This window comes from Salinicola sp. CPA57 (assembly GCF_003206035.1).
In the GTDB taxonomy this organism is placed as follows: domain Bacteria; phylum Pseudomonadota; class Gammaproteobacteria; order Pseudomonadales; family Halomonadaceae; genus Salinicola; species Salinicola socius.
Window position 1 is genome coordinate 127,083 of sequence record NZ_PZJR01000012.1, and the last position, 19,081, is coordinate 146,163.

Consider the following 19,081-nt stretch of genomic DNA (forward strand, 5'->3'; position numbering starts at 1 on the left):
TCAGGTGGCGTTGGTTTTCGAAGGTGGCGTTGGTTTTCGAAGGGGGCGTTGGTGTTCGAAGGGGGCGCCCCGAACTGGCTTTCGAATTTTGCTGCGCTACGAGTTCGGCAGCGCCACGACTTTCGACAGTGCCACGACGTTCGGCAGTGCTAAAAGGCTCTCGACAGTACTTCCATTTTTCAACAGTACTTCCATTTTTCAAAAGTATTCCCAATCTCGAAGGAGTTCGTCATGTTCAAGGGTGGCATGGGCAATCTTATGAAGCAGGCTCAGGAAATGCAGGAGAAGATGCAGGAGGTTCAGGAAGAGATCGCGCAGATGGAGGTGTCGGGCGAAGCCGGCGCCGGGATGATCAAGGTCACCATGAACGGTCGCCATGATGTCAGTCGCGTCGAGATCGACCCTTCCCTGATGCAGGAAGACAAGGAGCTGCTCGAGGACCTGCTGGCAGCCGCGGTCAACGATGCCTCACGCAAGATCGAGACCCAGTCCAAGGCACGGATGGAAGAAGTCTCCTCCGGGCTCAACCTGCCAGCCGGAATGAAGATGCCGTTCTGATGAGCTTTTCACCCCTGGTCGAGCAGTTGCTGGAAAGCCTGCGCGTGTTGCCGGGCGTCGGGCCCAAGACGGCACAACGGATGGCGTTGCATTTGCTGGAGCGAGATCGCGACGGCGGCCGGCGGCTATCGCAGGCGCTGACCCAGGCGATCGAGCAGGTCGGCTATTGCGAGCGATGTCGAACGCTGACCGAAGAGGCGCTGTGCGGGGTCTGCCAGGATCCGCGGCGGGACTCGGCGCTGCTATGCGTGGTCGAGTCGCCGGCTGACATGCTGGCGATCGAGCAGGCCGGAGGCTATCGCGGTCAGTACTTCGTGCTCCACGGGCATCTCTCACCGCTCGACGGGATCGGTCCGGACGATATCGGTCTGGATCAGCTGGAAGCGCGGCTCGCCGCCGAGGCGGTCAACGAGATCATTCTGGCAACCAATCCCACCGTCGAGGGCGAAGCGACCGCGCATTACATCGCCGAACATCTGGTCGGGCGAGAGGCCAAGCTCTCACGTCTGGCCTACGGCGTGCCCATGGGCGGTGAACTGGAGTATGTCGATGGCGGCACGCTCAGCCGCGCGTTTCAGGGGCGGCAACCGTTCTCCTACGATTAAGACGTGGGGCGCGAGGTTCGGGACGAATCTTGCCATTGCCCCGACTGATTTCCCGTACTGCCGGGCCTCGTCCATGGCCGCAAGGAATCTGAATGAGTTCTGACTATTCGCTATGTTGGGTCGACACCCCGGAAGGATTGCAGGTCGCCTGCGAGGCGCTGACCACGGCGGATATCGTCGCGCTGGATACCGAGTTCTTCCGGGAGTCGAGCTTCTATCCCGTGCCGGCGCTGATCCAGCTGACGGCGGGTGATGTCGTCTACCTGGTCGACCCCAAGGCGGTGGCGGTGAGCGACGGTCTCCAGCAGCTGTTGAGTAGCGGGCCGCCGAAATTGATCCACGCCTGCAGCGAAGATCTCGAGGTGCTGTCACTGTGGGCCGGCGTCAAGGTAGCGCCGCTGATCGACACGCAGGTTGCCGAATCTTTCCTGGGCTCGGATCCGGCCATGGGCTATCGGCGTCTGGTCGCGCAACGCTGCGGGGTGGACCTGCCCAAGGAAGAGACCCGCTCCAATTGGCTCGAACGGCCGCTGACACCGGCCCAGCTGGATTACGCTGCTCTCGATGTGGTGTTTCTGCCGGCGATCTGGGATCAGCAGCGCCAGGCGCTGACGGAGCTGGGGCGCGAGAGCTGGTTCGAGGAGGAGTGCGTCGCGTTGAGTCAGGGGCGCGATGGGGCTTCGGGGGATCAGTGGTACGCCCGCCACCGGCAGCTGTGGCGTTTGAAGCCGCGCCAGATCGAGGCGTATCGGGAGCTGACCGTCTGGCGCGAGGCCGAAGTTCGTCGTCGGGACGTGCCGCGGGGATGGCTGGCCAAGGATAGTCTGCTGTTCGCGATCGCCGATGCCATGCCGCAGAACCGTTACGAGCTCGCGGCAATCGATGGCATGACGCCCACGCTGGTCAAGCGTGAAGGGGACGCCCTGCTGGCGCTGGTCAAGGCCGCGCACCATCGGGACGAGGCCGAGCTCTGCGAGCCGCTGCCGATACCCACATCCCCTGCGTTCAAGCGTCGGCTCAAGGCGTTGAAGCAGGTCGTCCAGGCACGCGCCGAAGCGCTGGGTGTGGCGCCTGAACGACTCTCCAACCGGACGGAGATGGAAGCCGTGGTGGCTGCCCACCTCAGGCAGACGGCGTTACCGTTGCCGAGCGGGTGGCGGGGTCGGCAGCTGGCGGCCGGCTGGGAACAGGCACTGGCCGAGCAGGCCGCGGCGTGACGGATGCTTCCCGCCTGATCTGCGAGGTCTTCAAGAGTCCGCGCCGAGACGAGATGTACCTGTATCTCGACAAGGCGCGCGGGATGGCGGCAGTTCCGCAATCGCTGCTTGACCAGTTTGGCCCACCGATGTCGATCATGACGCTATTGCTGCGGCCCGAGCGGCCGCTGGCGCGTGTCGATGTGATCAAGGTCATGGCCGCGATTCGGGCCCAGGGGTTCTACCTGCAGATGCCGCCGCCAAAGGATCCCGAGGTGCTGGACCTGTTCTCCCCACGTGACGAATGATGGCGTGGCAATGACGATGATGACGGGCCGCGCTGCGTGTCCGTTGCGTGCCACGGATAGCAGGCGAGGAGAGTTCTATGCGTGAACGGTTCTGGGAGCAGTTTCCCCTCGAGGAGCTGACTCGGCAGGAGTGGGAGGCGCTCTGCGATGGCTGTGGCAAATGTTGTCTGGTCAAGATGGAAGATACGGAGACGGGAGATGTCGCCACGCTCAACGTGGCATGTCATCTGCTGGATATCGGCAGCTGCCGCTGCAGCGATTATACGCATCGATTCGAGCGGGTGCCGGAGTGCACCCAGTTGAGCCTGCAGAACCTGGACCAGTTTCACTGGTTGCCTCACAGCTGCGCGTACCGACGGCTTGCCGAGGGTCGCAAACTGGCCAGTTGGCATCCGCTACGCAGCGGTAGCGATCGTCGCATGCACGAGCGCAAGATGAGCGTTCGCCATTTTGGCGTCAGCGAGGCCGATGTCGACGAGGCCGATTATGAAGAGCACATCATCGAGATCATTCCCCTCGACGAACGGCCCTGAGCTTGACCTCAGTCGACTGCCTCGCATTCATTCGATGATGGCCTGATTCGCCACCCCCGTCAGAGAGCGTCGAGTCCCAGCGCCCACAGGATGAAAGCGTCCTGACGGGCGTTGTCCCGCCACGCCTTGAATCGACCCGATGCGCCCCCGTGTCCGGACGCCATGTCGGTTCGTAACAGCACCGGCCCTCGCGCGCTGCCAAGTTCGGTCATGCGGGCATAGAGCTTGGCAGGCTCCCAATAAGGCACTCGAGAGTCGTGCCAACTGCCTTGCAACAGCATCGTGGGGTAGGGTTGGGCGGTCAGATTGTCGAGCGGGGAGTAATCGCGGATGCGCCGACGGACGGCGGGCTCGTCCGGGTTCCCCCATTCGGTATATTCCGCCGTGGTCAGCGGCAGATCAGGATTTTCCATGGTTCGCAGCACATCGACGAAAGGGACATCGAGCACGGCCGCGCAGAACGCTTCCGGCGCGAGGTTGAGGCTGGCGCCGACCAGCAGGCCGCCGGCGCTCGCCCCGTAGGCGGCGATCCGATCGGGATCGGAAATGCCCTCGGCCACCAGTGCCTGACGTGCGGCGATAAAGTCCCTGAAGCTGTTCTCCTTGTGCTCGAGCTTGCCCGCCAGATACCAGGGCTCGCCGCGATCGCCGCCGCCGCGTACATGGGCGACCGCGAACGCCACGCCGCGGGTCAGCAGTTCCAGCCGGGCAATCGAGAACCAGGGGTCCAGGACTTCACCGTAGGCGCCGTAGCCATAGAGCAGTGTCGGCATCGGCGACTGGCCGTTGCTGTCGGCTCTGGTCACCACCGAAACGGGAATGCGCTCACCGTCGTGCCCTTCGGCCCAGAGTCGTCGGCAGGTCAGATCGTCAGGCTGCAGATCGCCATAGAGCGGCTGGGTCTTGAGAACGTGCTGCTTGCCGCTGTCGAGATCGTGCTCGATCCAGCGCACCGGCAAGGTGAACGACTCCTCGCGCAGGTGCAGCTGACGCGTGTGGAAATCCGGGGTGTCGCCGAGCGCCAGGCTGCAGGGGGCCTCGGGGAGGGGAAGCCGAGCCCCTGGCACGCCGTCGGTTAGCTGGACATCGCTGCCGAGTTCGTCGCCCGTCAGTTCGATCACGCGCAGATAGACCTGGGCTTCGTGATGATCCCGTTCGGTGACGACCAGCCCCCAGCCGAAGGCGTCGACGCCCTCGAGGGTGACGTCGTCGCGATGTGGCACCAGTGGCGTCCAGTTCGCCGGCTGCGATACCGGCGCCGTATCCAGGCGGAAGTGCGAGCCGTCGCGGTTGTGCAGCACATAGAAGAGGTCGCCGCGATGCTCGAGGGCGTATTCGATGCCGGTTTCCCGCGGCCGCACGCAGACAGGCGGGGTCTTTGGCGTACGCGCCGGAATCAGGTGGCACTCCGCGGTATCCTTCGAGGCGGTTTCCAGCACCAGCCATTGGCGCGAGCGTGTCTTGCCCAGCCCGACCCAGAATTCGACATCGATCTCCTCGAAAATCTTCTCGCAGTGATCGTCCTCGGGGCGCAGCAGCCATACGCTGGCGGGCCGTTGCGTGGCGTCGTAACGGGTGAAAAGCAGCGTACGGTTATCCTCCGCCCACACCAGGTCCGGGCCGATACGGCGGCGTAAACGCTGCGGTTCGCCGTCCGGCAACCGTTTCAGATAGAGATCGAAATACTCGTTGCCGCTGGCGTCTTCGGTCCACGCCAGCCACTCCTCGTCCGACGAGATCGCCATATCACCGAGTTCGAGAAAATCGTGCGCTTTCGAGCGAGCCTCGAGGTCCAGCAGCAGCTCGGGAGCGGCGTCGCTCTGCACCGCTTGTCGCCACCATAGCGGGTAGTCGGCATCGCCGGCCGTTTCGCTCCAGTACCGGAATCGATCGAGCGCCGTGGGCAAACCGGTCACCTTGAGCTCCCGGCGCGCCAGATGGCCCTCGTAGAGTGCATTTTCCAGTGCCGTCAACGGGGCGAAGAAGGCATCGCTTTCGCGATTGGCCGCGCGTAGGAAAGCCTTGACCTGAGGGTCGTCGCGCGATTCCAGCCAGTGCCAGTCGGGGTCGTCATCACGGCGGAAGTGAATGGCGGGGAGCGCTTGGGTCGTCTGCGAACGGGACATGGGTCGGGGGAGAGTCCTTGCGGGCAGGATGTTTCAAAAGCGCCTCGCTGAGGTTTCCAAGGCGCTTCGGTAGAAGCGCGTCTGGAAATGCGCTTCGAGAAAGATGGCTTGCGGCAGTCGCGCCCGGGCTCCGCGTTTCCACGGCTGCTAGCGGCGGCTGTGCTTTCTCGATTGGGAGTGTACCATGGCACAAATCGTATGAATCGAGAGTCATTACCATGCTGTTTTCCGATTCCCTGCCGCAACTCTGGCTGAGTTATGGCGTGCTTTCCTTGATCGTTCTGGTCACCGGTTATCTGGGTGTGCGTTGGTTGCCGCTGTTGCCGCGGCTGATAGTGCTAGGGGTCGTCGCCGGTGGACTGTGGATGGTGGCACCGTTCTCGCTGCCGCTGCTGCAACCTGGGGAAACCTACTCCGGTCTGGCCCCGGCGATCGTGGTGATGGCCGTTGGCGTGGTTCAGCACGATGGCGGGCAGGTCGCCGGGGCGTTGCCGCTGCTGTTGGTGGGCGCCGTGATCGGGGCAGCGCTGGGCCTGATGGCCTGGCGACTGCTGGTTCGCCGCCGCGGCGATGAGAATGACGACGCGGGCAACGGATCGGGCCGCTCCAGGCGCCCGTCACGTGAACGCTCTGCGTCGCAGACCAGGCCCCGGCGTCCTGCCCGTAAACCCGAAGAGGGTCGGGGCAAGCCTGGAGAGCGGCGAGAGCCGGTAGTCAACTGATTCCGGCAGGACAGCGGCTGAAAGGCGTCGATGCTTCGGGCGAGATGCCCGCCGCCAACGCCTGAGGTGTGTTTCGACAAGGAAGCGAGAGATGCGAGCGTTGTGGTTGATTGGGGTACTGGTAGCGGCGCTTTTTCCCGCCTGGACGCTGGCGCAGCCCGCTCCGGACGTGAGAATGGTGATCGATGTTTCCGGTAGCATGAAGCAGAACGACCCCCAGAACCTGCGCGCCAACGCGCTGGAGTTCGCCGCCACGCTGCTGCCGCCCAGCGCGCGAGGGTCCATCTGGACTTTCGGCACCACCGTCGCCAATCCGTTGCCGAGTGGCGAGGTCGTCGAGACATGGCGTGATCGGGCCGGGCGCATGGGCGCCCAGTTGACCGACTATCAGCAATTCACCGACATCGAGCGTGCGCTGCGCCAGACGTCGAGTGCGGCGCCGGATAGCGCCAATCGACACCTGATCCTGCTGACCGATGGCATGGTCGACCTGCCGGCTTCCGGCAGTGACAAGACCTCGCGTGACAGCGCTTCACGCCAGCGCATCATCAACGAGCTGGCGCCGGAACTGGCGTCGCGCGGCGTCGTCGTGCATCCCATTGCGCTCTCCAACAACGTCGACCTGCCTCTGCTGGAGCAGGTGGCGCAGACCACCGGTGGGCTGGCGGCCGTGGCCAACACGCCGGAAGAGCTGCTACGGGCCTTTCTGGATGTTCTCGATCGTATCCTGCCCGGCGACCAGGTACCCATCGATGACCAGCAGCGCTTTCGCGTCGATGATGATATCGACGAATTCAACGCCTTGCTGTTTCACGCGCCGGATGCCGATTCGCCGGTCCTGATCGGTCCGGACGGGCAGCGCTACTCGCGCGACGATCATCCCGGCTCGGTGGAGTGGCAAAGTAGTGACCGCTACGACCTGATTACCGTGCCCGACCCCACGCCGGGCGAATGGCAGATCGACGGTGATATCGGCGCCGATAGCCGTGTCGGTATCCATGCCGATACGGTCCTGCGCAGCGCGCCGCTCCCGGCGACGCTCTATCGAGGTTTTTCGACGCCACTGGACGTGTGGCTGGCGTCGGATGGCGGAGCGCTGGGCACCGACGAGCGTCCCGAGGATTTCACCGTGCGTGCCGAACTGCGCGATCTCGACGGTGCGGTGCTCGCCGACACCGAACTGGCACCTGCTCAGGATCATTTCCAAGGCGAGCTGCCGGGCGCGGATCAACTGGGCAACGCCCGCCTGACGATCACGGCGCGCAGTGATCGGATGATTCGCCAGCAAGTGCAGACAGTGAATGTGGTCGCTGCCCTGAGTGCCGTGCTGAGCGAGGATGGTACCCGGATCGTGGTGCGTGCGAATCATCCGGATCTCGACGTCAACAACACCAAGCTCAGTGCCAGTCTCACCGGTAGAGCGCTCGATATTCGCCAGAGCGGCGACCGGGAGTGGACGATTGCGATACCTCAGACCGATCCCGGACAGTCACTGCCGGTCGAGATCGCCGCCGAGGCCCAGCTTGGCGGGCGTACGCTGCACTTCGATCTGCCCGTGGTGCGTCTGCATCCGGAGGCTGCGGTGGGCTTGAACGGCGCGGATCTCGACCACGGCATTACCAGCGATTCTCGCCAGCAGGACGATAGCCTGGATGCCGACGACAGCGACACTTTCACCGACGGACTCACCGCCTCGCAGATGGCCGATATCGCGGTCGATAAAGCCCGGCAGAGCTGGCGATTTGCCAAACCCTACGTGGAGACCTACGCCCAGCGTCCGGTGACCTGGATCGTCATCGCGGTCATCGTGCTGCTATGGATGCTGCTTCGCTGGCGGCGGGCGGTGAGCCGTCGTCGGCTGGCCCGGCGCGAGGAGCCGTCGATCTAGGCAGTCGCGGGCCGGAGTCATGGCGGCATATCGCAGCGTCCCGACGATCGCTTTACAACCTTGGTGGCAACGCCTTGCTGGCACGATCCTGTTATAAGATCGATAACCGTCACGAATCAAGGAGATCCTATGAGCGATAGCGTCAGCCCGTGCGTCGAGACGGGGCCGCCGTTGGAGGGCATGGAGGCGTTCGCGTCGATCAACGACATCATCGCCGAGGCGTGTGAGCGATTCGCCGACAAGCCGGCCTTCAGCTGCCTGGGCCATACCTTGAGTTATCGGGACGTCGACCGGCTTTCCGGCGACTTCGCTGCCTGGCTGCAGCACGAAACCGATCTGGAACCCGGCGATAGAATCGCGATTCAGCTGCCCAACGTGCTGCAGTTTCCCGTCGCCGTGTTCGGCGCGCTGCGTGCCGGGCTGGTGGTCGTCAACACCAACCCTCTCTACACCGAGCGCGAGATGCGTCATCAGTTTCGCGATGCCGGCGTCAAGGCGATACTGGTGCTGGCCAACATGGCCCACAAGCTGGAAAAGGTGCTCGACCAGACCGATATCCGGCATGTCTATGTCACCGAGATGGCGGACCTTCATCCCTGGCCGAAAAGATCGTTGATCAACGGGGTGGTGCGATACGTCAAGAAGCTGGTGCCGCGCTATTCGCTACCCGGCTCGATCGGCTTCCGGCACGCGCTGACCGTGGGTAGCCGGCACAAGGCCGATGTGGTTGTCAGTCACGGCGGCGACGTGGCGGCGCTGCAGTACACCGGCGGCACCACCGGGGTCGCCAAGGGCGCCATGCTGACCCACCACAACCTGATCGCCAACATGCTGCAGACCAAGCAAGTGGTCGGCAGAGCGCTGGTCGAGGGTGAGGAGACGATCATCGCGCCGCTACCGTGCTATCACATCTATACCTTTACGGTGAATTGCCTGTTCGCCATGGTGACCGGCCAGCACAATATTCTGATTCCCAATCCCCGCGATATCGCGGGTTTCGTCAAGACGTTGTCGAAGACCCCTTTCACGGTATTCGTGGGGCTCAATACCCTGTTCAATGCGCTGTGTCAGCGCGACGATTTCAAGGCGCTCGATTTCTCCCGGCTCAAGATGACGATTTCCGGCGGCATGGCGCTGACCCAGACCGTGGCACAGCGCTGGCAGCAGGCGACGGGGATCGGCATCGTCGAAGGTTACGGCCTGACCGAAACCTCGCCCATCGCCTTGGTCAATCCGCCGGAGGCGCCGCAGATCGGTACTATTGGCAAGCCGGTGCCGGGAACGTCGGTTCAGGTCGTCGACGACGATGGCCGAGCCCTGCCGCGGGGCGAGCGCGGCGAGCTGTGCGTCAAGGGCCCCCAGGTCATGAAGGGATACTGGAACCGCCCGGACGACACCGCCAGAGCACTCGATGCCGATGGCTGGCTGCGCACCGGCGACATGGCAGTGATTCTGGACGACGGCTACGTCAAGATCGTCGATCGCAAGAAAGACATGATTCTGGTCTCGGGTTTCAACGTCTATCCCAACGAGATCGAGGAAGTCGTCGCGGGCCATCCCGATGTCGTCGAAGCGGCGGCCGTCGGTGTCCCCGATGAAGAGACCGGAGAAGCCGTCAAGCTGTTCGTGGTCGCGCGCAACGATCGTCTCGATCCCCAGGCGCTGCGTCAGTGGTGCAAGAAGGAGCTGACCGGCTACAAGGTGCCGAAGTTCGTGGAACTGCGTGACGAGCTGCCCAAGAGCAATGTCGGCAAGGTACTGCGGCGTGAGCTGCGCGACGAGGCATCCAGCGCTGAATCCGCATCCTCCGGCAAGGCTGGCGATACGACGTCGACGGAACGGCGATCTTCCTCGGACGTGAGTTGATCCGCCGACGGCGCTACAATGACAGGTTCGCCACCGCCATGGATGGCGAACCTGTTGTTGCCGTTATCTCGCCGACGTAGAGGATCTCTTTGAGCGCTATCGCCTCCCCCTCACTGCAAGCCCTGAATGACCTGGAAACGCGCCTGGACGGCTGTCTGCTGCGTGACGCTCACGAGCAGCGTCAGCGGCTCCAGCGCCTGGCGCGGCGAGCCCGTGACGGCAAGCCGATCGATCGGTCGCTGGGCGAGATCGACGCGCGGCTGACGGCGTCCAGCGAAGCGCTGGCGCGCCGGCAACGTCAGCCGGTCACGCTGAACTATCCCGAGTCGCTGCCGGTCGCCGCCAGGCGCGAGACCATCCTCGATGCCCTGCGCGATCATCAGGTCCTGGTCGTCGCCGGCGAAACCGGCTCCGGCAAGACCACGCAGCTCCCCAAGCTTTGCCTGGAGCTGGGGCTGGGGCGGCGTGGCATGATCGGGCATACCCAGCCCCGCCGGCTGGCGGCGCGCTCGGTAGCGTCGCGCCTGGCCGAAGAACTCCAGGTGCCGCTGGGCGAGCAGGTCGGTTATCAGGTTCGCTTTACCGATCAGAGCAGTGACAACACCCTGGTCAAGCTGATGACCGACGGTATTCTGCTGGCCGAAACGCAGCATGATCCGGATCTCATGCGCTACGAGGCGATCATCATCGATGAAGCCCACGAGCGCAGCCTCAATATCGACTTCCTGCTCGGCTATCTCAAGCGGCTGACGGCACGTCGTCCCGATCTCAAGGTGATCATCACCTCGGCAACCATCGACGTCGAACGACTCTCCCGACATTTTGCCGTCGAGCGCGATGGCAAGATCCAGCCGGCCCCCGTTGTCGAGGTTTCCGGACGCGCCTATCCGGTCGAAGTGCATTACCGGCCGCTGGTGCGCGAATCGCGGGAAGAGGAGGATCTGACGCTGCAGGAAGGGATCCTGGCAGCGGTCGACGAGGTGGAGCGCATCGAACGCGAGAAGCGCTGGTACAGCGGTCCGCGCGATATCCTGATCTTTCTGCCCGGCGAACGGGATATCCGCGAGACCGCGGACGTGTTGCGTCGCGCCGAGCTCAAGAGCACCGAGATCCTGCCGCTGTACGCGCGGCTCTCCAACGCCGAGCAGAATCGGGTATTCCAGTCCCATGCCGGCCGACGCATCGTGCTCTCCACCAACGTCGCCGAGACCTCGCTGACCGTCCCCGGGATACGCTACGTGATCGACCCTGGCCTGGTTCGGATGAGTCGATACAGCGCACGCGCCAAGGTCCAGCGGCTGCCGATCGAGCCGGTCAGTCAGGCCAGTGCCGATCAGCGCAAGGGACGCTGCGGGCGTGTCGCCGAAGGGGTCTGCATCCGGCTCTATAGCGAAGAGGATTGTCTGTCGCGGCCCGAATTCACCGAACCCGAAATCCAGCGCACCAACCTCGCCTCGGTGATCCTGTCGATGCTGTCGCTCAGGCTGGGCGACGTGTTCGACTTCCCGTTTGTCGACGCGCCGGACGCTCGCTTCGTCAAGGACGGTTACCGGCTGCTGTTCGAGCTGGGTGCGGTGGACGATGGCGAGCGTATCACCGACCTCGGACGCCAGCTGGCACGGCTGCCGATCGACCCGCGATTGGCCCGGATGGTGCTGGCGGGCGAGCGCTTTCAGTGTCTGCGCGAGGTGCTGATCGTGGTCAGTGCGCTGGCGACCCAGGATCCCCGCGAGCGGCCCGCGGAGAAACGCCAGGCCGCCGATCAACGCCACAAGCAGTGGGAAGACCCCAACTCCGATTTCGTCGCCTGGCTCAACCTGTGGCACGGCTTCGACGCCATGCGCGAGACGCTCTCGAGCAGTCAACTGCGGCGCTGGTGTCGCGATCAGTACCTGAACTATCTGCGCCTGCGGGAGTGGCACGATACCTATCGCCAACTGCGCCAGCTGACCCGCGAGATGAAACTCGAGCTGTCGTCTGCCATGCAGCCTGGCGACAGCGAAGCGCGCCAGTCAGCCGTCGGCTCCGCCGAGGGGGCGTCCGCATTGACGCAAGAGCCCGCCAGACTGCCTCAGGTCGATACTCAGCGGTTACATCAGGCGCTGTTATCCGGGCTGCTCTCCAATCTGGGGCAGCTGCAACCGGAGAGTCGCGAGTTTCTCGGTGCCAGAAATCGCCGCTTCCTGGTTCATCCGGCGTCGGGTCTCTCGCGCAAGCCGCCCAAATGGGTGATGGCCGGAGAGATGGTGGAAACCAGCCGTCTCTACGCGCGGGACGTGGCGAGGATCAAGCCGGAGTGGATCGAGCCGCAGGCGGCCCATTTGATCAAGCGTACCTACAGCGAGCCGCACTGGGAGCGCAAACGGGCCCAGGTGGTGGCGCTGGAGCAGGTGACGCTCTTTGGACTGCCGATCGTCACCGGCCGCCGCGTCGACTACGCCAAGGTGGCGCCCCAGGAGGCGCGTGAGCTCTTTCTGCGACGGGCGCTGGTGGAAGGCGATTACCAGACCAAGGCCGCTTTTTTCGAGCACAACCGGGCGATGGTCGCCGAGGTCGAGGACCTCGAGGATCGGGCGCGCAAACGCGACATTCTCATCGACGAAGAAACCCTGTTCGCCTTCTACGACGAGCGGATTCCGGCGGAGGTGGCTGGCGGGCGCAGTTTCGAGAACTGGCGCAAACAGGCCGAGCGTGACACGCCGGACATCCTCAAGCTCGATAAAGCGGCGCTGATGGCGCGGGATGCCGATGACGTGAACGTCGATCAGTATCCGGACGAGCTGGTATTCAACGGCGTTCGCTATCCGCTGAGTTACCACTTCTCGCCCGGTGCCAGTGATGATGGTGTCACCGTGACCGTGCCGGCAGTGATGCTGGCGCAATTGCCACAAGGACGTCTGAGCTGGCTGGTGCCGGGGCTCCTGCGCGAGAAATGCATCGCGCTGCTCAAGGCTTTGCCCAAGACGATGCGTCGACAGGTCGTGCCGATTCCCGACTGGGTCGACGCTGCTCTGGTCTCGTTGACTCCGGACGAGCGCTCGGTCGAGGAAGCGCTAGGGGAGTTTCTGCGGATCAGGACCGGGACCCGGCTCGACGCATCGGCCTGGCGACACGATCAGCTCGATCCGCATCTGGTGATGAACCTGCGTGTGGTCGATCACCACGGCAAGGTGCTGGGGGAGGGGCGCGACCTGCGCGCGCTGCAGACACGCTTCGGCGAGGCCGCCGCGGCAGGCGCCAAGGCGCTGGCGGCGACGCCGCAAGAGACCGCCGAACGACTCGAGGATCTGCCCGAGACAGCGCTGCCGGATTCTCGCACGACCAGCCAGGCCGGCATTCAGGTCGAAGTCTATCCGGCCATGGTGGCAGAGGGAGACGATTTTCATATCGCCTGGTTCGATCACGCCGAACGTGCGGCGTCGGCGCATCGCGAAGGTGTCGTGCGGCTGGCCCGCCGTCGGCTGCCCGATACGGTGCGCTACATTCAGCGCGAGTTGCCCAAGCTCAAGCAGTGTGCGCTGCTGTTCGCCAAGGTGGGCAGTCAGCAGCAACTGGCCCGCGATGTGGTCGATGCCTGTCTGGCCCAGACCGTGGCCGCCGATCCGCTGCCGAGATCACGGGAGGAATTCGACACTCGTCTCGAGCAGTGGCGTGGCGAACTGGTCGCCTACACCGAGACGCTGCTGGATCACCTGCACAAGGCGTTGCAAGGCCACCTGGCGGTCACCAAGGCACTCAAGGGCAATGTCACGCTGGCAATGGCGCTGACCTACAGCGATCTGAAGGCGCAGATGCAGCGACTGGTCTATCCCGGATTCGTGCGCGACGCGGGCCCGTGGTTGACACACTATCCGCGCTATCTGCAGGCGGCGGAGATTCGTCTCGAAAAGGCGCCCCGCGATCTGCGTCGGGATCAGCTGGCCATGCAGCAGGTGCAGGCGTGGGAGCAGCGTGTCGATGCACGGCGCCAGAAAACGCATCTCGACGGTATCGTCGATGCCGATCTCGTCGAGTTCGGCTGGTGGCTGCAGGAGTGGCGAGTCTCGCTATTCGCTCAGCAGTTGGGCACGCTGGAGAGCGTATCGGAAAAGCGTCTGACGCGACGCTGGCAGGAAATAACCGGGCAGTCCGTGTGATGGCAGGGCTCGCCATATTGCATCCACCGCTGGCGGATGCGCGTAATGCTTACAAGCGGCCGATGCCGCAGGAGGTAACAGCCGATGACGCAAGCCGTGATTACCGCGACGGGCCTGTTCACGCCACCGGATTCGATCGATAACGCCGAGCTGGTCGCCAGCTTCAATAGCTGGGTCGATGCGGAAAATTCTCGTCACGCGGACGCGATCACCAAAGGTGAACGCGACCCGCTGGCGTACTCCAGTGAGGCCTTCATTGCCAAGGCCTCTGGCATCGAAAGCCGCTACGTGATGGAAGCTAACGGCATTCTGGACCCCGAGCGTATGCGGCCACGAATTCCCGAGCGCGCCAATGAGGCGCTGTCGGTACAAGCCGAGATGGGCGTGGCTGCCGCCCGCCAAGCGCTGGATAACGCTGGCATTCGTGCCGATCAGCTCGATCTGATCATCGTCGCCTGTTCCAACCTCCAGCGACCTTATCCGGCGGTCTCGGTCGAGTTGCAGGCAGCGCTGGGCGCGGGTGGCTATGCCTTCGACATGAACGTGGCCTGTTCCAGCGCGACGTTCGCCATCGATATGGCGACCAATGCGATCCGTGCCGGCAGTCTGGAGCGGGTATTGGTGGTCAGCCCTGAAATCTGCTCGGCGCACCTCAACTTTCGCGATCGCGACAGCCACTTTATTTTCGGCGATGCCTGCACGGCCATCGTGCTGGAGGCCGATCATCTGGCGAAGGACCGGGAGCATTTCACGGTGCTTGGCACGCGTCTGGTGACCCGGTTTTCCAACGCCATCCGCAACAATTTCGGATTTCTCAACCGTCTTGCCGACGATGAACCGGACGCCATGGACAAGCTTTTCGTCCAGGAAGGGCGCAAAGTGTTCAAGGAGGTCTGTCCGATGGTCGCAGCGCTGATTCTCGATCATCTGGAAAGCCAGTCGCTAACCGGGGATTCGGTCAAGAAGCTGTGGTTGCACCAGGCCAACCGTCATATGAACGACATGATTGCTCAGCGAGTGCTGGGGCGTGAAGCATCGATCGCGGAAGCCCCCATCATTCTCGACCGCTATGCCAATACCAGTTCGGCAGGCTCGATCATTGCCTTCCACCTGCACCGGGACGAGTTGCAGGAGGGCGACGTAGGGGTGGTGTGTTCCTTCGGTGCGGGCTACAGTGCGGGCAGTGTGATACTGCGTAAAGGAAATGCGTGTTGATGAAATCGATCCATTGGCTGGGCGGTATCTGTATCGCCACAGCGTTGAGCGGCTGCGCCTCCACGGGTGAGGATTCCAATCCTCAGGATCCGTGGGAAGGCTTCAACCGCGGTGTCTATCAGTTCAACGACACACTTGATCGCTATGCGCTGAAGCCGGTCGCGCAGGGTTATGACACCGTCACCCCGGACCCGGTTCAGGATGGCGTCGGCAACTTTTTCTCCAATCTGGGTGAGATCCGTACGGTCTTCAACAGCATCCTCCAATGGCAGTGGGGCAATGCTGGCGTGGCGTCCGGACGTTTTGTGGTCAACACCATTCTGGGTGTCGGCGGCGTGCTCGATCCGGCTACGCGAATGGGGCTGAACGAAAACGAGGAAGATTTCGGTCAGACACTGGGTGCCTGGGGTGTCGATTCCGGGCCCTACCTGGTGCTGCCGATCTTCGGTCCAAGCACGGTTCGCGATGCCAGTGGTTTACCGGTCGATGCCTACACCTACCCGGTCACCTATGTGGAGGATGACAAATGGCGATACGGTTTGACCTTCCTGCGATTCGTGGATCTGCGGGCCGGTCTGCTTGACCAGGAGGCGCTGATTCAAGGCGATCGCTACAGTTTCATTCGTGATGCCTATCTGCAGCGTCGCCAGTTCGAGGTCACCAATGGCGCAGCGGGCGAGGATCCGTTTGCCAGTGGCGGTTTCGGTGACGATTTCGAATACAGTGAAGACGACTTCGCCGAGTAGACCTGTGGCCAATACGCTGTCGGACGCGCTGCCTGTGATCGGTTTGATCGACCTGCCCGGGCCGGATCGTGAACGGCTGGTCGAGGAGCTCTCTCGCCTCGACGCCGAGATCCGCGTCGCGATTTCGGTCTCGACCCTGCCGGCGCGCTGTGATCTGGTCGTTGCCCACGTGCGTGCCGTTTCCCACCAGGGCTGGGAGCAGCTGGCGGTGGGACGGCCGACGATCGTGATCAGCGAAAACCGTCTCGATGGCGATCTGCACAAGGCGATCGACGCAGGGCTGATCGACTATCTGGTGGAGCCGCTGAAGCATGCCGATATTCTGCGTCGGCTGATCGAGCGGGCGCTGGAGCTGGATCGGCTATCGAGCGAGCACCGCCAGAGTCGAGCGGAACTCGAAGCATTGAATGATCGCCTCGAAAGACATCTCGAGATGCTTCGCGACGATCAGCGAGCCGGTGGGCATGTGCAGCGCAAGTTGCTACCGTCTCCCGGGGTCACTCACCTCGGCGTGCGCTGCGATTACTGGTTCGCGCCATCGCTCTACCTTTCCGGTGATTTTCTGGATTTCCAGCGCTGTGACGATCGCTACAGCTTCTTCTATTTCGCTGACGTGGCTGGACACGGCGCGTCGTCGGCTTTCGTCACCGTGCTGTTGAAGTATCTCTGCAACCGCTGGCTGGCCCAGTGGCGAACGTTGCTGCCGGAAGCGTTTCCGTCACGGTGGCTGGGCGAGCTCAATCGCGAGTTGCTGGAGACGGGGATCGGCAAGCACGCCACGGTTTTCGCCGGCGTGCTGGACCATGAGCGCCATTTTCTGCACTATGCGCTCGGCGCTCAGCTGCCGATGCCGATTCTCCAGACAGAAGGGCGTAGCGCTTATCTGGGAGGCTCGGGGCCGCCCGTGGGGTTGTTTCCAGATGTCGAGTACCCCATCTACGGCTGTTCTCTGCCCGAGTCGTTCCGGCTCTGGTTCTGCTCCGACGGCGTTCTGGAATGCCTGCCGGAGAATTCACTGGACGCGCGGCTCAAGGAACTCGAGCTCCGCACGACACACTGCACCGGCGTCGACGATCTGAGGGAAGGGTTGGCGTTGGGGGATCCTCTACCGGATGATCTCAGCATGATGACATTGAGTGGTTTCGACCATGATTGACGGGCGCATCAAGGCGGCCTTCGAGTCGGGCGTGTTCGTGCTCAAACTGTGCGGCGACGTACGGTTGACGCTTTGCGCCACGCTGGACGCCGAGGCGCAGCGCCTCGCTGACCTGCCTGGCCTGCGAGCGGTGATGGTCGACCTGCGTGCGGCGACCAACGTCGATTCGACGGCGCTGGGGTTTCTGGCCAAGGTGGCGATGGCCGTGCAGGGGCGGCTCGAGGATCCTCCCACGATCATCGCCCAGCATCCGGACGTGCGACGTATGCTGGACGTCATGGGGTTCGCCCGCTATTTCACGTTGCTGGAGGCGCCGCTGACCGAACCGTCGGAGCTGGATGAGCTGCCGCAGGTCGAAACTGACGAGAGTGCCATTCAGCAGCGGATTCTCGAAGCGCATCGCATCCTGATGCGGATGAGCGAGCACAATCGACACGAGTTCCAGCCGTTCGTCGACCTGCTCGAGTCACAGCGCGCCAACGCTTCCTCGCACCATTGAAGCAGTTGCCGGGGCGGCAGTCATGATGTCTCGGCAGTCATGATGTCTTGGCCAGCGTGGATGCGCCGCTTTGATATAGACGTCTGATGTCAGCGGTCGCCACATCGGTCGCTCGATTTTCACCGCGTCGGAATTGAACCCCTCTCGTCTTGCCGTTCCGGTGAGACGTTTTTATTTCGTTCTCATTGACTCCGGTTCGTTGCGGATGTCGGACTCTCGAGCTGGTGAGGATCGTGGCCTGTCCAAGGAGTGTATGTGACGACGTTGAGCGCACGCCGTCTGGCGTTTCTGGTCGCTGCCAACACGGCGCTGGCACCACTGGCGATCGATGCCTATCTGCCGGCCATGCCGTCGCTGGCCGCGTCGATTGGTGCCAGCGTGCACCATACGGAACTGTCTCTCAGTGTTTTCCTGCTCGGGTTCGCGCTCGGCCAATTGGTCTGTGGGCCGCTATCCGATCGGTTTGGCCGCAAGCCGGTGCTGATGCTCGGCCTGGGAGTCTTCTTCATCGCCAGCCTGGCACTGACCCAAGTGGGTTCACTGGCGACGCTGTGGGGATGGCGCTTCGTGCAGGCGTTGGGCGGTGGCGCTTGCGTGGTGAATTCCGCGGCGATCGTGCGTGACCGGTTCAGCGGGCGAGAGGCAGCCAAGGTGATGTCCACCATGGTGATGATCCTGATGATGGCACCTCTGGTGGCTCCCGCTATCGGCAGTGCGTTGCTGCACCTGGCGGACTGGTGGCTGATTTTTCTGTTCCTCGCCCTCTACGCCGCATTCGTGCTGTGGCTGCTCGGTCGCTATCTTCCCGAAACCCACGGTCGCGATCCGCAAGCCCCCTCTGCACGTCAAATTCTGGGTAATTATGCCAGCGTGCTGAAGCACCGCGAGGCGATGGGCTATATCGGTGCCGTGTCGATGTCGTTTGCCGGCATGTTCGCCTTCATTACAGGGTCTCCTTATCTGTACATGGAGCACTACGGGCTTTCGACCACGCTCTATCCGTTCGTGTTCGGTGCCAACATTCTGATCATGGCGTCATCCAGCCGTCTCAATATCCGACTGCTGAAGATTCGCACCCCGCAGCAGAATCTACTCCTGGGTCTGGGAATCCAGTTGGTGGCGGGGATCTCGCTTGTCGCCATGGTCGCGACGGGGCTGGACTCCATATTCACCATCGCGCCGCTGATGGTGGTGTTCGTGGGGATGCAGGGTCTGATCAGTCCCAACGCGATGTCGTCGATGCTGGATCACTTCCCGCGCATGAGCGCCACGGCAACGGCCTTGCAGGGCTGTCTGCAGTTCACCTGCGGTGCCGTCACCGGCGCGCTGGTGGGCGCTTTCGAACTGGCCAGTGCGTGGCCCACGGTGCTGACGATGCTGGGCGCCACGCTGCTGGGCAATATCGCTGTCCGCGTGCTGGCCGGTCGAGCGCTCAAGGGCCAAGCCAATACCGACAAGGCGACGTCATGAGTCGTTACCGGAAGCGGCGCTATCGTTACTCTGCTTGACGATTGTCATCCTGCTGTC

General features: G+C 63.2%; 15 protein-coding genes. 14 read left to right on the top strand and 1 reads right to left on the bottom strand.

The features are described from left to right. The first annotated feature begins 231 nt into the window (after positions 1 to 231). The 5 genes from DOM36_RS15280 to DOM36_RS15300 all read left to right on the top strand — a co-directional run bounded on the left by DOM36_RS15280 (position 232) and on the right by DOM36_RS15300 (position 3,200). Positions 232 to 558: a YbaB/EbfC family nucleoid-associated protein gene (locus DOM36_RS15280; RefSeq protein ID WP_075570519.1), complete on the top strand. Its 327-nt coding sequence runs from the start codon at positions 232 to 234 to the stop codon at positions 556 to 558. Continuing rightward, positions 558 to 1,163 carry a recombination mediator RecR gene (recR, locus tag DOM36_RS15285; RefSeq protein ID WP_075570518.1) on the top strand — a complete coding sequence of 202 codons (606 nt, stop codon included), beginning with the start codon at positions 558 to 560 and terminating at the stop codon, positions 1,161 to 1,163. The genes DOM36_RS15280 and recR overlap by 1 nt, the downstream gene beginning before the upstream one ends. Positions 1,164 to 1,255: 92 nt before the next feature. Then, complete coding sequence (locus DOM36_RS15290; RefSeq protein WP_075570517.1) at positions 1,256 to 2,380, top strand: HRDC domain-containing protein; 1,125 nt, start codon at positions 1,256 to 1,258, stop codon at positions 2,378 to 2,380. Next, the gene (locus DOM36_RS15295) at positions 2,377 to 2,667 is read left to right on the top strand and encodes a YcgL domain-containing protein (RefSeq protein WP_110643615.1); all 291 of its coding nucleotides are present in this window, start codon (positions 2,377 to 2,379) and stop codon (positions 2,665 to 2,667) included. The genes DOM36_RS15290 and DOM36_RS15295 overlap by 4 nt, the downstream gene beginning before the upstream one ends. A 77-nt stretch (positions 2,668 to 2,744) precedes the next feature. Continuing rightward, positions 2,745 to 3,200, top strand: a complete 456-nt coding sequence (locus DOM36_RS15300; RefSeq protein ID WP_110643616.1) for a YcgN family cysteine cluster protein — start codon at positions 2,745 to 2,747, stop codon at positions 3,198 to 3,200. Between the two features lie 59 nt (positions 3,201 to 3,259). Here DOM36_RS15300 and DOM36_RS15305 read toward each other — a convergent pair whose 3' ends face one another. Further along, positions 3,260 to 5,326: a prolyl oligopeptidase family serine peptidase gene (locus tag DOM36_RS15305; RefSeq protein ID WP_110643617.1), complete on the bottom strand. Its 2,067-nt coding sequence runs from the start codon at positions 5,324 to 5,326 to the stop codon at positions 3,260 to 3,262. A gap of 218 nt (positions 5,327 to 5,544) precedes the next feature. Between DOM36_RS15305 and DOM36_RS15310 the strand changes: the two genes are divergently transcribed. The 9 genes from DOM36_RS15310 (at position 5,545) to DOM36_RS15350 (ending at position 19,024) form a co-directional block, all read left to right on the top strand. After that, the gene (locus DOM36_RS15310) at positions 5,545 to 6,048 is read left to right on the top strand and encodes a hypothetical protein (protein ID WP_075570513.1); all 504 of its coding nucleotides are present in this window, start codon (positions 5,545 to 5,547) and stop codon (positions 6,046 to 6,048) included. Between the two features lie 91 nt (positions 6,049 to 6,139). Continuing rightward, positions 6,140 to 7,936, top strand: coding sequence for a VWA domain-containing protein (locus DOM36_RS15315; protein WP_110643618.1), 1,797 nt, complete (start codon positions 6,140 to 6,142; stop codon positions 7,934 to 7,936). Between the two features lie 129 nt (positions 7,937 to 8,065). Continuing rightward, positions 8,066 to 9,802: an AMP-binding protein gene (locus tag DOM36_RS15320; protein ID WP_110643619.1), complete on the top strand. Its 1,737-nt coding sequence runs from the start codon at positions 8,066 to 8,068 to the stop codon at positions 9,800 to 9,802. 98 nt (positions 9,803 to 9,900) lie between these two features. After that, positions 9,901 to 13,938 (top strand): ATP-dependent RNA helicase HrpA, encoded by a 4,038-nt coding sequence (gene hrpA / locus DOM36_RS15325; protein ID WP_232823879.1) that lies wholly within the window; start codon positions 9,901 to 9,903, stop codon positions 13,936 to 13,938. Between the two features lie 84 nt (positions 13,939 to 14,022). Then, positions 14,023 to 15,153 carry a beta-ketoacyl-ACP synthase III gene (locus tag DOM36_RS15330; RefSeq protein ID WP_110643621.1) on the top strand — a complete coding sequence of 377 codons (1,131 nt, stop codon included), beginning with the start codon at positions 14,023 to 14,025 and terminating at the stop codon, positions 15,151 to 15,153. Then, positions 15,153 to 15,899 carry a VacJ family lipoprotein gene (locus DOM36_RS15335; RefSeq protein ID WP_110643622.1) on the top strand — a complete coding sequence of 249 codons (747 nt, stop codon included), beginning with the start codon at positions 15,153 to 15,155 and terminating at the stop codon, positions 15,897 to 15,899. The genes DOM36_RS15330 and DOM36_RS15335 overlap by 1 nt, the downstream gene beginning before the upstream one ends. Before the next feature lie 4 nt (positions 15,900 to 15,903). After that, positions 15,904 to 17,055, top strand: a complete 1,152-nt coding sequence (locus DOM36_RS15340; RefSeq protein ID WP_232823875.1) for a SpoIIE family protein phosphatase — start codon at positions 15,904 to 15,906, stop codon at positions 17,053 to 17,055. Further along, positions 17,048 to 17,554, top strand: coding sequence for an STAS domain-containing protein (locus DOM36_RS15345; protein ID WP_075570508.1), 507 nt, complete (start codon positions 17,048 to 17,050; stop codon positions 17,552 to 17,554). The genes DOM36_RS15340 and DOM36_RS15345 overlap by 8 nt, the downstream gene beginning before the upstream one ends. A 255-nt stretch (positions 17,555 to 17,809) precedes the next feature. Beyond that, the gene (locus DOM36_RS15350; protein WP_075570507.1) at positions 17,810 to 19,024 is read left to right on the top strand and encodes a Bcr/CflA family multidrug efflux MFS transporter; all 1,215 of its coding nucleotides are present in this window, start codon (positions 17,810 to 17,812) and stop codon (positions 19,022 to 19,024) included. The last annotated feature ends 57 nt before the right edge of the window (positions 19,025 to 19,081 follow it).

Bases quoted from the DNA above. Each gene is read 5' to 3' on its own strand.
- DOM36_RS15280 (WP_075570519.1), top strand. From the start codon at position 232: ATGTTCAAGGGTGGCATGGGCAATCTTATGAAGCAGGCTCAGGAAATG.
- recR (WP_075570518.1), top strand. From the start codon at position 558: ATGAGCTTTTCACCCCTGGTCGAGCAGTTGCTGGAAAGCCTGCGCGTG.
- DOM36_RS15290 (WP_075570517.1), top strand. From the start codon at position 1,256: ATGAGTTCTGACTATTCGCTATGTTGGGTCGACACCCCGGAAGGATTG.
- DOM36_RS15300 (WP_110643616.1), top strand. From the start codon at position 2,745: ATGCGTGAACGGTTCTGGGAGCAGTTTCCCCTCGAGGAGCTGACTCGG.
- DOM36_RS15305 (WP_110643617.1), bottom strand. From the start codon at position 5,326: ATGTCCCGTTCGCAGACGACCCAAGCGCTCCCCGCCATTCACTTCCGC.
- DOM36_RS15310 (WP_075570513.1), top strand. From the start codon at position 5,545: ATGCTGTTTTCCGATTCCCTGCCGCAACTCTGGCTGAGTTATGGCGTG.
- DOM36_RS15315 (WP_110643618.1), top strand. From the start codon at position 6,140: ATGCGAGCGTTGTGGTTGATTGGGGTACTGGTAGCGGCGCTTTTTCCC.
- DOM36_RS15320 (WP_110643619.1), top strand. From the start codon at position 8,066: ATGAGCGATAGCGTCAGCCCGTGCGTCGAGACGGGGCCGCCGTTGGAG.
- DOM36_RS15330 (WP_110643621.1), top strand. From the start codon at position 14,023: ATGACGCAAGCCGTGATTACCGCGACGGGCCTGTTCACGCCACCGGAT.
- DOM36_RS15335 (WP_110643622.1), top strand. From the start codon at position 15,153: ATGAAATCGATCCATTGGCTGGGCGGTATCTGTATCGCCACAGCGTTG.
- DOM36_RS15345 (WP_075570508.1), top strand. From the start codon at position 17,048: ATGATTGACGGGCGCATCAAGGCGGCCTTCGAGTCGGGCGTGTTCGTG.